The 19429-nt window shown below is 45.4% G+C and carries 8 protein-coding genes; all 8 read right to left on the reverse strand.

From position 1 onward, the window contains the following. Positions 1-72: 72 nt before the first annotated feature. A complete protein-coding gene (locus OXH00_19205) occupies positions 73-4149 on the reverse strand; it encodes a leucine-rich repeat domain-containing protein (protein MCY3743151.1) in 4077 nt (1358 codons plus the stop codon). Positions 4150-4323: 174 nt separating this feature from the next. Further along, positions 4324-4506 carry a hypothetical protein gene (locus OXH00_19210; protein ID MCY3743152.1) on the reverse strand — a complete coding sequence of 61 codons (183 nt, stop codon included), beginning with the start codon at positions 4504-4506 and terminating at the stop codon, positions 4324-4326. Next, positions 4506-4997, reverse strand: a complete 492-nt coding sequence (locus OXH00_19215; GenBank protein ID MCY3743153.1) for a type II toxin-antitoxin system VapC family toxin — start codon at positions 4995-4997, stop codon at positions 4506-4508. Before OXH00_19215 ends, OXH00_19210 begins: the two co-directional genes overlap by 1 nt. Before the next feature lie 79 nt (positions 4998-5076). Then, positions 5077-10188 carry a leucine-rich repeat domain-containing protein gene (locus tag OXH00_19220; protein MCY3743154.1) on the reverse strand — a complete coding sequence of 1704 codons (5112 nt, stop codon included), beginning with the start codon at positions 10186-10188 and terminating at the stop codon, positions 5077-5079. 208 nt (positions 10189-10396) lie between these two features. Further along, positions 10397-12424 (reverse strand): aspartate--tRNA ligase, encoded by a 2028-nt coding sequence (gene aspS / locus OXH00_19225; protein ID MCY3743155.1) that lies wholly within the window; start codon positions 12422-12424, stop codon positions 10397-10399. 276 nt (positions 12425-12700) lie between these two features. After that, complete coding sequence (locus OXH00_19230; protein MCY3743156.1) at positions 12701-15817, reverse strand: fused MFS/spermidine synthase; 3117 nt, start codon at positions 15815-15817, stop codon at positions 12701-12703. A 40-nt stretch (positions 15818-15857) separates the two neighbouring features. Further along, entirely contained in the window at positions 15858-18194 is a 2337-nt protein-coding gene (locus OXH00_19235) for a DUF262 domain-containing protein (protein MCY3743157.1), read from the reverse strand. Between the two features lie 374 nt (positions 18195-18568). Next, on the reverse strand, positions 18569-18763 hold the full coding sequence (locus OXH00_19240) for a hypothetical protein (protein ID MCY3743158.1): 195 nt from the start codon (positions 18761-18763) through the stop codon (positions 18569-18571). Positions 18764-19429 lie beyond the last annotated feature (666 nt).

Raw genomic sequence — 19429 nt, forward strand, 5'->3', positions numbered from 1 at the left:
TTTTCTGCGAAAAACCTTTCAGTACTCAGTACTTAGTCAAGAAGAGACTTCGCTGACAACTGAGTACTTGTTTTACTTGCGTATCAGCATTTTTTTGGTGGCGTTAAAATCGCCTGCTGTAACGGAGTCGCGTGTGGACTCCGTGGACAATGTATAGAAGTAGACACCACTTGCGACTGATTCACCGACTTCGTTTTTGCCGTCCCAATACGCGGCACGGGTGCGGGTTTGGTAGATGCCAGCGGGTTGATGCCCTAATTTTAATGTTCGGACCAAGGTCCCGTTCACAGAATAGATGGTCAGGATAACTTCTGCCGGTTCAGCGAGTTGATACGGTATCCATGTCTCTGGGTTAAAGGGGTTTGGATAATTGTGAAGTAATGCGGTTTCTTCCGGGATGAACAGTGTTAAGAGTCGTTCAAGATTGGCGATGCCTTGTTGGAAGGTAATGGATCCATCACCTTCAATTTGTGCTTGTGTTATCCATGCTTGTATCATTGCTGGGTCTAATAAATCTAAGTCGTTTATAGCAATAGCGGAAGGTGCTGCAGCGTCGGTTGATTCACCGAGATGTTGTGCGACGAGGATGAGGTCTTGGATGTTAATAGTTCCATCCCGATTGACATCTACTTGCGGATTGATAGACGCATCTTCACCGAGGTGCCGAGAGACAAGGATTAGATCCAGGACACTCACCTGTCCATCTCGGTTTACGTCTCCGGTAGCAAGTTGTCCTTCTATCGTGAAAACTACCTTGTGGGGACCCGCAGGAATGCTATCACCCGTGATAGAACCTAATTGGAAGTTTTCCAGCATTATTTGGGTTTCGCCACCTTCCTTCGCTGTGAATGTCACTGACAGCAGTGTACCTGTCCCGGTGACACCGTCTTCGTTGAGCCTCGCTGAACTCAGTTTGCTAATCTTGCCTGTAGCGTTATCAATTGTTCCTTTTTGGAAGAAGGTCGTTCCGCCGCCTTCCTTGAGAAAATCGCCTTCATTGACCTCAACTGTTTCAAGTACTGATGGATCAAAAGCAATATCAAATTGCCAGCCTGCTAAATCAAATACATTCTCTGCGTTGACCTCAAGGGTGAAAGTATCCCCGGCATGAATATTAGACTCGGAAAAGGTATAACCTACACTCGGATTCTCCACCATATATTCCGTGCTAGGTGCAAATCCAGCAAAGAAACTTATTGCCCTATAGGTTTTATACACATGACTCACTAACAACACGTTCTTCCCTTTTTGCAATGTGATAGGGAAAAAATCCTGATAATCAGAATTCCATGTTTCACTATCAATATAGTGTGGATAATTGTAGACTAACGCGCCATTGAGCCAAACTTTGCGAGGGAACTCACCTGCACCTATGAACATTTTCGTCTGCTGTATTCGTGGAGAATATAAGGTAATGGAAGCATAAATAACAACCAAACCTGATTTATTTTCAATGGACATCAATCGCCGAAGGTTATCAAGGTTACTATCAGATTCATTCGGATTATAATTATAAGGCTCAAGGGTACCTGATAACCATACGTTATCACCAATGCTATCGCCCGCCGTTACCCCGAGGGTAGCAATCTGTTGCTCTGTAACCTTCCCATCAGATGCTTCTGCCAAATAATCTACACCTGTATCCGAGTAATAAAAACTATTGTTAGGTTTTGGTAACTGTAACCATAACCAGGGGCCATCAATTTTGGGGCCATCTTGTGGATAGCCGGGGTTTTTATGCCATTTGAAGACCTCCAAGTTTTCGCGTATACCGTCTAAGGGCGAGATATCATCTATGTTATTGGAATTAAGGAGGAGCGTTTTCAAATTGTGTAAGGAGGCGAGTGGTGAGACATCTGTAATGCGATTGAAGCTTAGATTTAGCGTTTCTAAGCTGTGTAAGGAGGCGAGTGGTGAGACATCTACAATGTTGTTTTCGTTTAGTATGAGCGTTTCTAAGTTTATCAAGCCAGCGAGCATTGAGATATCCGAGGTTCTATTGTTGAAAAGGTCGAGATGTTTCAAATTGGTCAACCCTGCCAGCGGTGAATAGTCTGATATCCCTTTAACATATCGAAAACCGAGCCAGGTGAGTTTCGTTAAACTTCTTAAAGGTGAAATATCGGTTACACGGCTGGCATATAAGTTAAGGCGCGTTAAGTTTGTCAATCCTGCAAGGGGTGAAATATCGGATATATCAGTTTTTATGGTATCTAATTTTCTCAGTTTCGTGAGCCCTGCCAAGGGCGCAAGGTTTGATATATGGGCATCCTCAATCCATATCTCTTCTAAATTGGCAGCGTGCTCAATGCCTGTTAAATTTTTAATGTCCCTATCACTTGTGCTTAGGGTTGTTAATGTTGCCATATCTTCAAGTGTAATCGGAACAGTATCAGCATCCTCCTTCCCAAGTGCTTCGGCAATTACCGCGCGGAGGTTTGGATCTGGAATGTCAACAGACTCTCCGGGAATGAGTTCTGGACGCTGCACAACTGGAGGCAGGGTGCTATCAGGCGTATTCAGCGCGGAAATCATATCGTCAAAGTTAGACGTCCAGGCATCCCGTTTTATAGTCCCATTTTCTAACACCTGCAATCCTAAGTTTTGTAAACTCACATTCTTACGAATTTTTCCAAGGAATACCCCGGTCTCTAAACCGACAGCAGCTGCAGCGTGTGAAGCGTCAAGTGGTGCTTGAAACGCTTCATGGAACCGCTGAACAGGTTCAATACCGCCAAATACATCGCCTGTTGCTTCAAGTGCCTGTCGGTAACGGTCAGTGTCCTCTTCGATGAGCCCATCCATCACTGTTTTTTCAACATAAAGCCGCAACGCGCGATCTTTGTCAAACGGTGGGTTCTCGTTCTGTTCAACAACACCCCGCACTTGATCTTCAAACGTCTTCATACCTTCGGTATGACACCCAATACAAGAGAGTCCGTTACGGACAGTCGGATCGCTCGCCGCAGGGTTGGAAACGATGCTTATCGGTGCTTCATTCAGCCGATTGCCACCGGCATCTGATAGATAATATGCCTGTAAGCCGTTTGGTAGATTGAAGATAACCTCACCACCGTCGTGTGTAAAATCAAGTGGATGTGTAAGGATGTTCTGTGTGCCGACACTTCCAGCAAAGTCGTAACTCTTCCAATACGCGCCGTATCGAGAGAGGTGCCGTTCTACAATACGGTTGTGATTGGAGACACCGGAATCGTTGAACCCGGCACGCCAGACGCGTCTTCCTGGGGCATTTCGGATATTTTCAACTACATTCACCTCAAGACGTGTCTCCAACTCCCGATCTGTTAGTGGGAGATCAAGGAGATCGTGGTAGAGTGGCGGCAGTGAAGCGGTCGCAAGAAACCAGTCTACATGGACAAATGGCACCTCGCAACTCATTTCTTGGCGAAGATTCGTTAGTTTTTCATGGAGTGCTGTCTGTGTCAGTGCGTTGAACTCAACTTTATAGGGATATTCCGTTTCAATTAGCGTCCATCGGTTGGTGCCGATCTCCCATTCATAGTCTCGGAGGTCAATATAGAAGATTGTTGCTTGTGAATCGATGGGCTGCGGTTTGGTAACCTCGCGTCCCCAAGAGAGACTATTCACAAGTTTTGAGAGTGCCCGTTGGTACGCGCGGAGGGTCTCTGTTGTTTCGCCTGCGTTATAGAGATGTGTCGATGTAAAATAGCGTGCGAAGGCGCGGTCGAATGTATCGAGCGATTGGACATGGTTCTCAATCGTCTGCAGCATTTCTTCGGTTGTGATGAAGTTGATGTCGGTTCTGGCAGCAGTATTCCAGTCCGGCGCGCCTGCTTGAATCCATTGTCGGATCGTCTGAATCGCTGCAGGAGGTAAGGGTGGCTGTCCGAGCGGCATCCGTTTTTCTACAGCGGTTTCGATTAACCGTTGATAGAATATGGAATTATCAGGGTTTCCGGGAATAACTTTCCCGGTATTAATCAACCCTTGGCTGCTTTGAATGATGAGTTGCTCGGTAAAGGAGCCGTGTGGTCCATGGCAAATGAGGCAGCTTTGTTCAAATATGGCGGATACCTCCTGCGCGAGGTTTTCTTGGGCATCAACACTCTGGTATGTTGTCATGAATATTAATACACAGACGGGTACAACAAAGATCCTCCATTCCATCGTGAACTCTCTCCTCCGGATTCTGAAGTTTTGTTCGGAATTATGGTAGATTTTAGAATTTTCTAAACAATGTTGGTGGCAAAGTTAGGAAAACTCGCCTACCGGTGGGTGACTTCTAACATCTGATTTGGTTTAATCTACAAACACACGATTATCGCTGGCAGATTCGCGGATCTAAGAGCCAGGCTTCTCCGGTTTCTTTACCCGGACGATCGGTAAATCGACGTATTTTATGCCTTGTTTTATACGTTTCTCTTGTTTTTTGGTCATAAATTCCATGTACGTTTCTAAATCGCCGAAAAGCGCGACAAGACGTGCTTTGGCATCAAGGCATTCTTTCAAAATTTCGTCGCACATTAGGTCTCCTCCAGTATCGCCTCTGGGGTATCAATGCGGGGCGGCGAATAACCCGCATCACGACAAACTTGCCCAATTTTGGGTCTTGTGTGCGGATTTGCGAGATGCGCGAAGTTCCACGTTACGAGATACGGAATAGCACGTCTCGCTGAAACGGCTATGTGAACAGCATCTGTAAATGCAATTTGCGGAAGTGCTCCTTGATCAACTAATTGCTGTGCCAAAACTCGGTCAGCACTTTGTACAACTAAAATGCTGAGACCTTCAACGGCTCGTAGTCTATTTGTTGCTTGATCTCTGTTCCCGATTGATATTTCATTAATAACATAGTCAGACAAAATGAATTCAAAACGGGTATCTTGCCAAAACTCACGCGTGATTTTTTGTCGTTCCGCAGTCTCGGGAGAACGGCTCGGTCTGGAAACCAGATAGCTCGGAATTGTTGCGTCAATGTAAGTTAGGCGCGACTCTCCTTGGGAATTCGTCTTCATATTTTATATGATAACATGAAATGTCTTGAAACGCAAGAAGCTTTCGGGGAGACGCGCTATACATCTGCTCAGTTACGTCTTACTTCAGAATGAGCATCTTCCGCGTAGCCGTAAAATCGTCAGCGGTAAATGTATAGAAGTAGACACCGCTGGCGACGGATTCACCGACTTCGTTTTTCCCGTCCCAATACGCGGCACGGGTGCGGGTTTGATAGATGCCAGCGGGTTGATACCCTAATTTTAGTGTTCGGACCAAGGTCCCATTCATGGAATAAATGGTTAAGGTAACTTCTGCTGGCTCGGCGAGTTGATACGGTATCCACGTCTCTGGGTTGAACGGATTTGGATAGTTGTGAAGTAAAGCGGTTTCTTCTGGGATGAATAGTGCTAAGAGTCGTTCAAGGTTGGCGATGCCTTGTCGGAAGGCAAGCGAGCCGTCATTTTCAATTTGTGCTTGTGTTATCCATGCTTGTATCATTGCTGGGTCTAATAAATCTAAATCGTTTATAGCAATAGCGGAAGGTGCTGCAGCGTCGGTTGATTCACCAAGGTGTTGTGCGACAAGGAGGAGGTCTTGGATGTTGATCACACCATCGCGATTTACGTCAGTCCGCAAGTTAGCAGGCGCATTGGAACCCAAATCTTTTGCTACAAGAACCAGATCCGCAACACTTACACGTCCATCCTGATTTACATCCCAAGGCGGATATTCTCCGACAGTAATGGTAATATTGGGTGGAACAGCAGGAATGACCTCGCCACTGATAGAACTGAACTCAAAATTTTCCAGTGTCACTTGTGTTTCGCCGCCTGCTTTTGCCTTCAATGTCACCGACAGTAATGTGCCTGTACCGCTAACACCACTTTCAGATATCCGCGCCGAAACCAGATCAGTGATTTTTCCTGCAGCGTTATCAATCGTGCCATTTTGGAAGAAGGTATTTCCACTTTCCGTCTTCAGGAAATCCCCTTCGATAACTTCAACGGCTTCAAGGATATTGGGATCGAACGCAATATCCGCTTGCCATCCTGCTAAATCAGTGGTGTTCTCTGCGTTGAGATTGATCGTAAGTGTATCACCAGCGAGAAGGTTTGTTTGGATTGCAGAAAATGTAAAGCCGACATCTGGAGGCATCACTGTATACTCTGTACCTTCTTCAAAACCGAAAAATCCACTTAGATCAGTATACTCGCTTTGAATGGCAACTAACAACACATTTGCTCCCGGCTTCAAGGTAACAGGAAAAAATTTTTCATATTTGTACGGCCAACCTTTTGTTGATATGTCTTTATGAACCAAGTCACCATTGAGCCAGATTTTTAACAAACCATTACTGCCTTGAAGCATCACCGTTTTCTGTTCTGATGGTGATTCTAGGATAATGGAACCATAGATAGCTTGGTTACTTTTATTTTTTTCTCCGATAGATTCTACCATATCACTGATGTTCCGAGAACGGTTACCAATTTTGCTGGTTGTCCACACCTTGTTACCGATAACACTACCAGGTCTTGCGCCATAGGTAGCAATTTTCTGTTCTGTTACTCCACTAACTCCACCACTATCTGCTATTGCCAGCCAATCTTTGTCAAGATTTTCAGCTGGGACTATCATCCACATCCAGGGACCCTCTATTACAGGTCCACCTATAGCAGAACCCGGGTTTTCGACCCAATTAATATCTGAGAATACAGATAACTCCTTCAAAGGAGAGATGTCCAATATTAAGTTATCACGAAGGACTAAATTTTCTAAGTTGATTAATCTTGCCAAAGGAGATACATCTGAAATCATATTTTGATGAAGATGAAGAAATATCAACCCTGTTAAGTTTCCAAGTGGGGACAAATCGGTTATCAATCTATTATCATAAAGATTTAGGGATTTTAATTTAGTTAATCCAGCCAATGGTGATAAATCAGATATTGAATCGTGGTGAAAATCAAGATGTTCCAAGTTGATTAGTCCTACAACAGGTGAAGCATCCGATATAGCTCTGTTACCACCAACTTCCAAATGTGTTAGACCTGTTAATTCCACAAGCGGCGAGATGTCTTCAAGGTCGCAACTGTAAAACGTCAGTTTTCTCAAGCTCGTAATGCCTGCCAGAGGTGCCAAATTTGATATAGGGGTGCGACCGAAGTCTAACCATCTCAGTTTTGTTAGCCCTGTAAGTGGTGATAGGTCTTTTATAGAGGTTTCCCAAGCACCTAAGCCGATAAGGTTTTTTAATTTTGCAAGTGGCGAAATGTCAGATACCGGATTTTTTGAAATCCACAACTCTTCCAGATTTATCGCGTCCTCAATACCTGTTAAATCTTTAATGTCTCTATTACTTGCCCTTAGGGTTGTCAACGTCGCCATCTCCTCCGCCGTAATTGAGACAATCGCAGTATTGTTTTTCCCAAGTGCTTCTGCAATTGCAGCGCGGAGGTTTGGATCAGGTATAACCACTTCACCAGTAAGTATATTCGTATTTTGGGATAGTGCCTCTAAAGGTGAGAAATCCGTTATTGGATTATTGGAAAGCTTGAGCCATGTCAGATTGGTTAAAGATGCCAGCGGTAACACGTCCGATATATCGTTTCCTGAAAGGTCCAGTCGTGTTAAACCCGTTAACTCCGCCAAGGCTGAAATATTTGAGATTCCGTTTTTGACGAGATACAGTTCTGTCAACTCCTGTTTTCCAGCCAAAAATGAGAGATCCGTTATGTCCGCGCCGCAAATATCTATCGTTTTCAATTTATCTAATTTCGCCAAAGGTGAAAAATCTGATATAGGATTCCGCCAAGTGATAATGTGTTCCAAATTGATTAAATTTGCTACGGGCGATATATCGGATACATTGTTGCCATCAAATTTTAGAAACTTCAGATTAATCATACCTACTAAGGCGGATAAATCAGATAGGTTTACACCGTGAAAGACTAAATAAGACATATCCGTTAACTCTGTGAGGGGTGATATGTCTACAAATTCGGGATTTATGTCAACATAATCATAAGCGAGAGTTAATTTTGTTAGTTTAGTTAATTCTGTGAGTGGCGATAAGTCAGATACTGGACAATCCCAAAGCTTCAATTCCGACAGATTTTTCAAATTCTTTATAGGAGATAGATCAGAGATAGGGTTATGTGAAAGATAAAGATTTTTTGCATTGATTAATCCTGTTAGTGGTGATATGTCGGAAATCTGATTATCGGCAAGTGATATTGTACGTAGATTTATTAACGCCTTCAGAGACGATAGGTCGGAAATCTGGTTATTCCACACTTCAAGACTTTCCAGATTTGTTGCATACTGAAGCCCTGTTAAATCTTGGATACCTTTATCCACAGCTTTAAGCGATCTCAATTTCGCCATATCTTCTACGGTAATCACATCCCCTGGGGCTTTGTTGTGTCTTTGCTGAAGTCGTTGTTGAATAGCATCGCGTAGGTTTGGGTCGGGAATATATACACCAGCACCAGGAATAATTTCTGGGCGCTGCACCACAGGTGGCAGAACGATATTAGGAGAGTTGATCTCAGAAATCACATCGTGAAAAGCCGATGTCCATGCATCCCGTTTCACCGTGCCGTTCACATCTATAAGCGTTTGTAATCCCAAGTTTTTCAGGCTTTGCTTCTCACGGATCTGTGTGAGGAATGCCTCCGTCTCTAATCCGACCGCGGCTGCAGCGTCCGACGCACTTAGCCGTGCTTGAAACAACTCATGAAACCGTTGGATCGGTTCATTTTCATGTTGCTTGAAGAAGTGTTGTCTGGATGCGTTGTCCGCAAATGGCCCCCCAATCTTTTCCAGTGCCTGCTGGAACCTTTCCGTATCTTTTGCCACCAGATCATCAAGTACAGACTGTTTAGGATAGAGGCGCAATGCTTGTTCTTTGTTATACGGCGGGTTGTCATCCTGTTCAATTGCCGCACGCACACTATCTTTAAACGTTTTCATGCCTTGCGTATGGCACCCGATACATGAGAGACCGTTCCGTACCGTAGGATCGCTCGCCGCTGGGTTAGAAACAATGTCAATTGGTGCGTCGTCGAGTCGGTTACCGTTGGCATCAACCAGCAAGTATGCCTGCAGCCCGTTGGGGAGATTAAAGATAATTTCGCCACCATCGTGTGTGAAATCAAGCGGATAGGTAAAGATGTTCTGAGACTCCGCACTCCCCGCGAAGTCATAACTTTTCCAATACGCACCATATCGGGACGTGTGACGCTCAACAACGCGATTGTGCCGTGAGACACCCGAATCGTTGAAACCCGCACGCCAGACATCTATTCCCGGCGCATTCCTGATATTATTCGCAACATTTATCGCCAATTGTGCCTCCAAGATACGGTCTGTTTGTGGAAGGTCTAAAATGTCGTGATAGAGTGGTGGCAGCGAGGCGGTCGCAAGAAACCAATCCAGATGGACAAACGGCACTATGCTGCCCGTTTCAGTCTGCAGGTGTGTCAGTTTTTCAAGGAGACCGGCTTGTGTTTCGGGATCAAAATCAATGCTATACGGATATGCCTGCTCAATTTGTGGCCACACATCGGTTGTGGTATTCCATTCATAACGCCGCAAGTCTATATGGAAGATCGTTTGTGCTTCATCAATGGGCGTTGGGTTCGTAATCTCAAACTTCCACGAGAGGCTGTTTATCAGTTTAGAGAGCGCGATCCGATAGTCGCTGAGGGTCTCAGGCGTTTCACCTGCATTATAGAGATGCGTCATTGTAAAATACCGTGCCGAGGAACGGTCAAAAGGATCCAGTGACTCCAGATGGGTTTGGATGGTATCAAGTATTGTATCCGTGGTTACGAAATTGATGTCGCGCTGCACATTCCAATCTGGCGCGCCTGCGGCAATCCAATGGGCAATTGTTTCAATGGCTTCTGGTGAAAGTGGTGGTAAATTGAGTGGCATTTGGGGGCCATTCTCAGTAGGTCCAAGGAGTCGTTTATAGAACTCTGAGTTTTCTGGGGATCCTGGAATGACGACCTGACTCTCAATAAGCGCGGTGGGGTCAATCAAGAGTGCTTCCTTAAAGGAACCGGAGGGTCCATGACAATTCAAACAACTTTGTTGAAAAATAGCGTCCACCTGTTGTGCAAGATTTTCTTGGGCATTTGCACTTTGGTAACCTACAATGAACATCAATAGACAGACAAGTGTGATCGAAATTTTCCAACCTTTCATGGGCTCTCCTTGAAATTATTATATGGTCTGAGCAGGAATTATACTACTCGTTTTGGCGAGGTTGCATGAAGATTAACAATTTAATTCGGTAATTTTGGAGAACTCCGGTGCGGTTAGGAAACCGCACCTACCGGGCCTGGGGCAAATATAGAATTACCGAAATATTTTCTTAAACTTCATGAAACCTCACCAGCGAATGTGGTTGTCCCTATGGCTCTGCATCAACGCGGATAGACAATTCTTCTAACTGATCATCCGATACAACAGAGGGCGCGTGCGTCAGCGGGCAGAGTCCTTGTTGCGATTTCGGGAACGCGATGACTTCTCGGATGTTCTCCTCGTTCCGCATTAGCATTACCATCCGATCCAGTCCGGGAGCAATGCCTGCATGCGGGGGTGTACCATACGACAACGCATCTATGAAATAACCGAACCGACTTTCGACCTCTTCCGGTGTGATGTTCAGAATGTCGAAGACCTTCTGTTGGATGTCCCATTGATGGATTCTAACACTTCCGCTACAGATTTCATACCCGTTGCACACAAGGTCGTAGTGTTGGCTCTGAACTTTCCCAGGGTCCGTATCTAACAGGGGCAGTGTCTCTGCTGTCGCGCCAGTGAACAGGTGATGAAACGGTTCATAGCGATTCTCTTCCTCGTTCCACTCAAAGAGTGGGTAATCGACAATCCAGAGGAAGTTGTATTGCGTTTCGTCGATAAGGTTGAGTCTTTTTCCGAGGTGGAGGCGAAGATAGCCGAGCGCGTCAGCGACGACCTTCGGCTTGTCAGCGACGAAGAACATAATGTCGCCGGGTTGCGCGCCTGTCCGCTCTTGTGCCGTTTCAAGTTGTTCTGTTGTGAAGAACTTGACGATTCCTGATGAGAAACCCTCTGTCGTGACTTTTACCCATGCCAAGCCTTTCGCTCGGTAGGTAGCGACGAATGCTGTTAGGTCATCAATGTCTTTGCGTGAAAAATCCTCGCCTCCCGGTACTGCGATGGCTTTGACCTGCCCACCGCTGGCTAATGTCCGTGCGAATACTTGGAAGTCGCAATCTGCCATGACATCGGAGAGGTCTGTGAGTTCCATACCGAACCGCGTGTCAGGTTTGTCGTTTCCGAACCGTGCCATGGATTCGTGGTAAGGGAGTCTTAGAAACGGGGTTTGAACAGGGATATCGCCTGCCTCCTCAAATATCCGTTTCATCAACCCTTCGGTTACCGCAAGCACATCGTCTGTGTCAGCGAAGGACATCTCAATATCAAGCTGCGTGAACTCCAACTGCCTATCGGAACGGGTATCCTCATCGCGGAAGCATCGCGCAATCTGGAAATATCGATCAACACCGCTCATCATGAGGATCTGCTTGAATTGCTGTGGTGATTGCGGGAGCGCGTAAAACCTACCCGGATAGTGACGACTTGGAACCAACACATCACGCGCGCCTTCAGGCGTGCTGTTCATCAAGATAGGTGTCTCAATCTCAAGGAAACCCTGCTCGTTCATGTAGTTGCGTGCCGCGAGGGCTGCTTTATGCCGCATCGCCAGCGTCTTTTGCATCTCAGGTCTGCGCAGGTCAATGAACCGGTAGCGCATCCGAATATCTTCAGCGACATCAATATCGTCTTCAACCGGGAACGGCGGTGTTTTGGCAGTATTGAGAATACTGAGGGAATCCACAGCGACTTCAATTTCGCCTGTATCGAGTTCAGGGTTGACAGTGCCTTGATAGACGATAAGACCCGCTTCTTCGTTCTCAATGTGATATGTCCGATTGTTTTCGACATCGGTGAGCAGCCATCGCTCACCTTGGACTCGAGTGGCTACCTCAATTTCTTCGGAGAGCGTATATTTCGGGTCAGCATCCGAAAATAGTGCTCGGAATGCTGCGGACAAATTGCCATCAACGAGATCTGTTTGATAAGCCGCGTCAGCGTGCAACAGCAATTCACCAGGTTCACGTTCGCGGACAGTACCGCTGACGTTCAGGACGAATTCGCTTCTAACAGCGTCCGCAATGGCGTGCGCTTTTTCATCAATCTGTGGATCAAAGACGACTTGTGTAATGCCAGTTCTGTCGCGTAAATCGACAAAGATGACACCGCCGTGGTCGCGACGGCGTTTGACCCAACCGTTGAGTTGCGCGGTGGTACCCGCGTCGGTTAGACGTAGGTCACCACAATAGTGGGTCCGTTTTAGACAAGACGATGTGGCTTCTTGGGTTTCTTGAGACATTGTTAGATATTCCCTTGCTTGTTTACTGGATGCAAGGGTTCCTCCTCTTAAGAATTCCCCACCATTTTTAGGTAGGGCATTTTGGACTATTAAACACCAAATCGTTTCTGAAATTCACAAATTGCGTCTGTCTAAAGGGCAGGACGGTTGAAATAATTAGCTGTAATCACATCAGAAACGGTAGATATTTCATATTAGTGGACGGTAACCACGCCCATCCGGCGCGTGTCTATTACTTTGCCCTGTTATTTTTTCGAGTGCATAAATCCTAAGATTTTATTTTTTTAGTTGTTCCAATTCGTTTTGGATCTGTTCTCTGATATGTAAGTCATTCGGATCCGGGTTGACTTGGATGATTTTATCAAGTGCTTTCAAAGCATTGTTATAATACGCTACCTGTTTTTGCGGTTGATCCATGGCGGCGTGAACGTTTCCAAGGATATAGTGGGAACGCCACGAATTGGCATCTGCAGCAATACCTTTCCGTGCATATCTTTCGGCTGCCTCTACATTTTCTAATATTAGGTGGAGCCGTGCCATTGCGGCGAAAATTGGTGCGGGTAAATTAGGGGCTTGTTGTTCTAAGCGTTCATAAGTGCGGAGTGCTTTTTGATAGTGTTCTTGGCGTTCATAAAGCGGCCCTAAAATTAGATAGACATCGGATCGACTCGGCTCATGTCTGAGAAATTCCTCAAGTTCCGTTGCAGCTTTTTCAAGTTCACCCTGTTTCTCGTATAAGATTCCCAAGTGCAGATGCCCCTCACTGTCGTCAGGATTTTGCGCCATTGTCCGCTGGATCTCTTGTTGCATCCGCTGAAGTTCTTCCTGATCACCTTCGCGAATCAAGCCTGAAACGACACCGAAATTATAGCGGATTGTTTCGTCAACTGGGTTGAGTTCGACGGCTTCGTTCATGAGGTTTGCAGCGTTTTGGTACTGACCACGGGCGTAAGCAATCTGTCCACGAATTAATTTTTGAGTGGCTCTAAAGTAGGTATCCAATCTCTCACGAGCGATTCTTTTCTCTGCAAGTGTCGCGCCGTAGTTTGTGAGATACGGTAGCACACGTTCCCGATATTCAGCCATGCCTTTGACGTTTTGCGTTGTTGTGCCTACGAGGTCTGCGCCGTGGAAGAATTCCAACCGCGGGCGGTTGTCTGTGTGGATAGGCCCGACCCCAACGTATTTGTGCACTGTCTCCGGTCCCATCATAAATGAATCGAGTAGCGACATACCGTCAAGATCATCGGCGGCGAGACCTTCGCGGATATTCGCTATCCGCGCGCGGCTTATGAAGTTTTTGTAGTCAATCGAAAGTGGTTCACGCGTACCGATGAGAATCACGAAATCGGGTGTATATTTATACCAGAGCGTTGTCTCAGGAAACACCTCGATGAACGTGCGGACAATCATTTTGTAGTGTGCTTCCGGCAGCCGATGCAACGGCACCCATTGGCACATAATACCGTCTTCTGTGAGAATTTTACGGCACAAACGATAAAAATCCGCAGTGTAGATATTAGAACTCCCAGCACTGACAAGGGGATGGATGATACCTGTTGAAATCATGTCGTATTTCGTCTTCGTCATTAGAATATGGTTGCGTCCATCGTTGAGTTTGTAGTTAAACTGCGGGTTTTCAAACACATTTTCATTGACGTGCGTAAAATATTTTTGGGCTGCGGAGAGCACACCGCTCGACAACTCTATCGCGTCGACCTGTACACCGTGTTGTGTTATCGAATGTGAGGTGAGTCCCATGCCAAATCCGACGACGAGTGCACGTTTCGGACGTGGGTGCAATAATAACGGCAGATGCGCGATGACGCGATGCGATGGCGAATCCCAACGCGAGGCATCCGCTGCCTGATTTGTATCAACATAGAGACGATAGACACCTTCATCATCTTTCAGTGTTGTTACCGTTGCATCCACCTCTTCATTGTAATCAACAAGCGTATCACCGGGACGTTGGGTTTTGAAAATCGCGCTCTTCAGGAAAAGCGGTTGATTCACCGTGAGCAGTAGGATTATCGCTAACCCTGCGTTGAGGATCGGCATCCCGACACCTATTCCTTGTAGCAGTGATTTTCCGGTCTCGGTCTGCCACCCACTTCTCAAGATCAGCAGACACCCGATACCTGAGTTCAAAGCCACCGTTAAGACAATACTCGGACGGATGCCCAAAAGTGGAATCAGAATAAACCCTGCACAAAACGCCCCTAAAATGCTTCCGACTGTGTTGACTGCATAGACGTTTCCGATGCTTTTACCGAGTTGGCGTGCGCTGCCGGTGTAGATTTTCGTTACCAGTGGAAAACTTGCACCCATCAGAAATGTCGGCAGGCACATCACGAGGAAGCAGGAGAAGAATGTCCAGAACCTACTTGCACCGAAGGTAGATTGGAACGCTCGACTCATCCCATATAACCCCTCAAACGCTGGCATCAGGATCAGCGCGAACAGCCCGATACCGAGTTGGATGATCCCGAAAATTGCGACAGGTTGCTTGATCCGATCAACCCAGCGGGCAAGCACCATACTTCCCAAAGCGATGCCGAATAAGAACGCCGCGAGCATCGTTGCAAAGGCGTAAGTCGTGCTGCCGAGAAAAAAGACCATGATACGGGTCCACAACACCTCGTAAGCCAAAGCACAGAAACCTGAGATGCCTATTGCCCACAGTACGAGAAGTCTTTCAGGTTGATGCGTGACATTTTCAGACTCCAGTTGTTGTGTTTCTTCTTGAGGTTCATCTGCTTCTGTTGCTAACGCCTTCCGTGCTAACACTATCGCAATAGCGGCGACAGCAAAATTGATAGCGATGCCGACACCGAGCGTCCATCGGATGCCTAACGCCTCAATCAGGAAAAAGCCTGCTGCCACAGTGCCGATGACTGCGCCGAATGTGTTCAGTGCGTACAGGATCCCGATGTTTGTGCCAAGTTGTTCAAGCCTTTTCACGAAGAAGCGGGTCAGCACTGGCAACGTGCCGCCCATCAATGTGGACGGAATTAACAGGACCCCGAATGTCAACACGAACCTGATGAGCGAGAGCGTATAGAATTCTGATGTGATATTGCGATGAATCAGGACGTAGAGTGCGCCCAGTACGGTTAAGATAAGTGGCCAGACAAGGCAAAACGCACCGATACCGGCTTCCAAGAGTGCATAAATCCACAACGGTGATTGCGTGCTTTCGTCAATCTTCTTCCCGAAGTAGTAGCTGCCGAGCGCGAGTCCTCCCATAAACGCTGTCAGGACGGTACTCGTTGCGAAAACGGTGCTACCGAAGATAAGCGTCAGCTGCCGCATCCAGATGACTTGATAGATAAGTCCACTGGCACCGGAAAAGATAAAGATGAGCCAAACAATGGGTTTGATGTATCGCATTTTTAAGGATTGCTGCCAAAGTTACATCCGCTGCGGAGCATTAATATTCTTGGCTTTTCTTATAGACGGATTCGAGAACAGGTTGAAGTTGTGCTACTGTTGCGCCCCCTAGATATATGGCTTGTCTTCTAGAAGGCACATACCTAAATTCATAGTAGTGTCTCAATTTCTCCACATCTCCTGCGTCCATCCAGATAACAAATCGAGGATCCTCAAATAAGAAAGCACCGAATAGAGGGTTACTTCCTGAGTAAAAAGCGCAGTAGAGTTTTCTAGGTTTGAAAGTTAACTCGCTCCATCCTTTCTTCTCTATCACGCTCAGTAATTCTGCGATCCGGGCACAAAGTCTTTTGATTGTGGTATCAGATTTCGTTTTGTAGAACTCCCGAATCTCGTTCATAATTGGTTCTATTGCCGAGGTCTCTTTGGTATCATTGGATATATCTTTATCTTCCAAATCAATATGTTCCGCATTGTCTTTCTCAACCCCTTGATTTCCACGTGGATTTTCCGGTTGAATTGCTATTTCGGGTTCTCCACCACCAAATAACCTCAACCGCTCTGGATTCCATATCTGCTCAGCAAGTCTCAGGCAAAGTTCTTGCCGATCATCAAAATCCCTTTTCTTAAATTCACTATGTGATTTGAAATTCAAACCGCTGGCCTCTCGGAACTTTCGGAAGCCAGGATTGTTAATGTAAGTTTGTTCGTGGAGACTCTTTGCAAGTAGATTTTGCCCACTATAGACTCCAAGTTTCTTGTCATACGGATCATCTCCACTACTTGCATTGTCACTTTTAGGTAGAAGGAGCAAACCACCTACGCGGTTACGATAATCTTCAAATTCAGATTCACTCAATTCATCTGGACGACAATCGGGGTGATTCGCCCAGATGTGTTCTATCTCATAACGATTTTTTCCCGTTTTCATGTACTCCAGATAACGCGAAGATTCCTCCGATTGGACTCCGACATAATCTGTCATACGGGCGAGAATTAGAAAGATTTTTTGACGACTTACACCTTGAAAACCAAATACACTGTTGTTGGAAAATGGTTCTACTTCCTCTTGAAGCCTCTTGTGCAATATATCCCGTAATTCCTTGCAATTCTTACCTCGAATAATTGGTATAACCGAAGGCATCAAATCAGCCATGGTTCTCTGGGCTATGGGTAGTAAATTCCAAATGCGTCGGTAGATTAAGATGTCAAGATATTCTGCAACAATCTGAACCTTTTGCAAATTCTCTGCATCTGAATCATCCGGATGTAATGGAGCTAACAAGATTGGGTACTGTATTGTAAACTTGTTATGTTGGGCATTATAGTAGACACATTTAAGCCCATGATCATCTGCCTCTTTATATGAATTGGCAGCGTTACGCAGACGATAGTACCAAGATGCATAAAATTCAAAGTCGCGTTCAATAAAATTGGCGAAGGCAGAGTCAGACTCTGGTTTGAGTCCCAATTCGCCCTCTCGCTCTTGAACCCAACGGTGGAATTCGGAACCGATTGCGTCAAAATCGCGAACACTTTCAGAAGAATCGAGGCACCCAACGTACCGACTACGCAACCACGCTTTGATTGCTTCTGATTCCTCACCCTTACCTATTTGCTTAAGTGTTTGGCTACGCGCTCGCCAAACACTGCTGGCATGATTTCTACGCCCTGTATCTTTAATGTTTGATAGCAAATATCCCCTAAGCATATCAGCTGGAGTAAGCGATAGCCCGCGGTCATTCACGGTTTCAAAAATAGCATACGCATCCTTGGAATCATAAGCAGCGATTTCCACCAAATAGACGTTATCAAGTAACCAATAAGCAAAAGATGAAAGTGCTTCGCCTTGGATTTCAAAATAATCTTCTTCAAAATAATTTTCAATATCGCCGTAACGTAGAGCAATATTTTGAATAGACTCCGAATAATCGCTCTCATCAAAGGATTTACCTTCATAGAGTGCTTCCATGATATCATACCACTCTGGGATATCCAAATTGAACCCTTCTATTCCACCACTCAGTGAGTAGATAAGTTGATTTACCTGATCTTTCAGAGATCCGTTTTCCAATGATCGGTAAAGTCTAATCAAGAGGAGGGTTAGGGAGGTAAGTCGTTGTTGTCCATCTACAATATATCTTTGACCGTCACTATGGCTGATAATGATTGAGCCGAGGAAATAGTGCTTATAGTTAGAAACATTAGCAAGAGTGTCCCCTTCCGTGTAACTTTCTAAGAATTTTCTGGAAAGATCGTCAAGGAGTTCCGTTACATGCTTGGGCTGCCAACTGTACTCACGCTGGTAATAATCCAACTTATATTTAGTGTGTGCAAGCAGTTGGCGGATTGTTCTAGCATTTCCATCAATTCTCATTAATAAAAACCTTCCGTAGTTTTATTATCACAACGCAAGTTGCCACCTTTTTATACACATAGCACTCCGCTGGAGTGCAATCGCGCAAATACGTCATTTTCTATAGATATATCACCCCTCTGGGGTGTGGAAAAAGACAAAAAACCTTTCCGAAGTGTGCAAAATCTGTTAGTAGCAACTTGGGTGATATAATACCTTAAGTTTGGACAGTTTCAGTCCGTTTCATATAGTGTTTTTATCGAACATCTGCACAGGCTAACAGCCTATGCTACAAACACAAGCTAACGCTTTCATACCCTACTGAAAACTGAACTTAAATCTGCACAGGCTAACGGTTTCCTATGCTACAGCAAATTGTCCAAACCATAGTAATCTCAATGCGGTAACCAATTTTGGATTTCGGATATACCTGATTTCATCCGCCGTAATTCAACAATAAATCGACTGACTTCAAGCGGATCGAGCTCTTTTTCAAGTGCCTCCATACCACGACGCATCACATCTTCAATAGGGCATTCCCCTTCTGCTTTTGCAATTGCCTCAATTTCCTCAAGTATTTTATCTTTCATGACTTTTTTTCCTTTTCAAACTGACTCTCAAAAAATCAACAGGATTTTGGAGAGTGACCTGCAAAGACAAAACTCTTTGCACTTTTAACCGATTAAACTGCCTCAAAAGGCGATCATCGCCCGTAAGCAAGTAATCACAGCCAGCGAGTTCTGCACATGCGATATGTTCTGCATCGTACCCGCTAATTAATGAGAGGGTCTGAATCTGACTGGCTAAGTGTCGAATATCATTCACTGGAAGAATAGAACAAAAACAGAAAGTAGACTGCCCCATTACAATTCGACGCTCAATCGGATTTTGATTCAGACTGTTTTCGGCATGGAGAACGTAAGACCAATAAATTTTATACTCCTGTCTGCTAGCTCGGTTCAAGATAATGTCCACTGCTCTCGCCTCACGATACATCCGAAGTTGTGTTTGATCATTGAAAGTCCGACAATAAAGGTTGAGATCAAGATACAGCGTAAGTGGTTCCATCACATCCTTCTAATTTTCCATGAATAGTACGAAAACTCCCAGCCTGCTAAATCGGTTTTTTGTGGGTATTTGTTGACATGCTTAATAGGGTATCTCAAATCGCACAGATTGTCAAGTGGAATTGCGGGGATATCAGAGCCATTCAGTTTTCATAATGTACTTTTTTCATGAGTTGAAGAGCTTGCCAA

It is taken from the genome of Candidatus Poribacteria bacterium (genome assembly GCA_026706025.1).
GTDB lineage: Bacteria > Poribacteria > WGA-4E > WGA-4E > WGA-3G > WGA-3G.

Excerpts from the sequence above, each read along its gene's own strand:
- OXH00_19230 (MCY3743156.1), bottom strand. The coding sequence starts at position 15,817 with ATGCGATACATCAAACCCATTGTTTGGCTCATCTTTATCTTTTCCGGT.
- OXH00_19210 (MCY3743152.1), bottom strand. The coding sequence starts at position 4,506 with ATGTGCGACGAAATTTTGAAAGAATGCCTTGATGCCAAAGCACGTCTT.
- OXH00_19215 (MCY3743153.1), bottom strand. The coding sequence starts at position 4,997 with ATGAAGACGAATTCCCAAGGAGAGTCGCGCCTAACTTACATTGACGCA.
- aspS (MCY3743155.1), bottom strand. The coding sequence starts at position 12,424 with ATGTCTCAAGAAACCCAAGAAGCCACATCGTCTTGTCTAAAACGGACC.
- OXH00_19235 (MCY3743157.1), bottom strand. The coding sequence starts at position 18,194 with ATGAGAATTGATGGAAATGCTAGAACAATCCGCCAACTGCTTGCACAC.
- OXH00_19220 (MCY3743154.1), bottom strand. The coding sequence starts at position 10,188 with ATGAAAGGTTGGAAAATTTCGATCACACTTGTCTGTCTATTGATGTTC.
- OXH00_19205 (MCY3743151.1), bottom strand. The coding sequence starts at position 4,149 with ATGGAATGGAGGATCTTTGTTGTACCCGTCTGTGTATTAATATTCATG.
- OXH00_19240 (MCY3743158.1), bottom strand. The coding sequence starts at position 18,763 with ATGAAAGATAAAATACTTGAGGAAATTGAGGCAATTGCAAAAGCAGAA.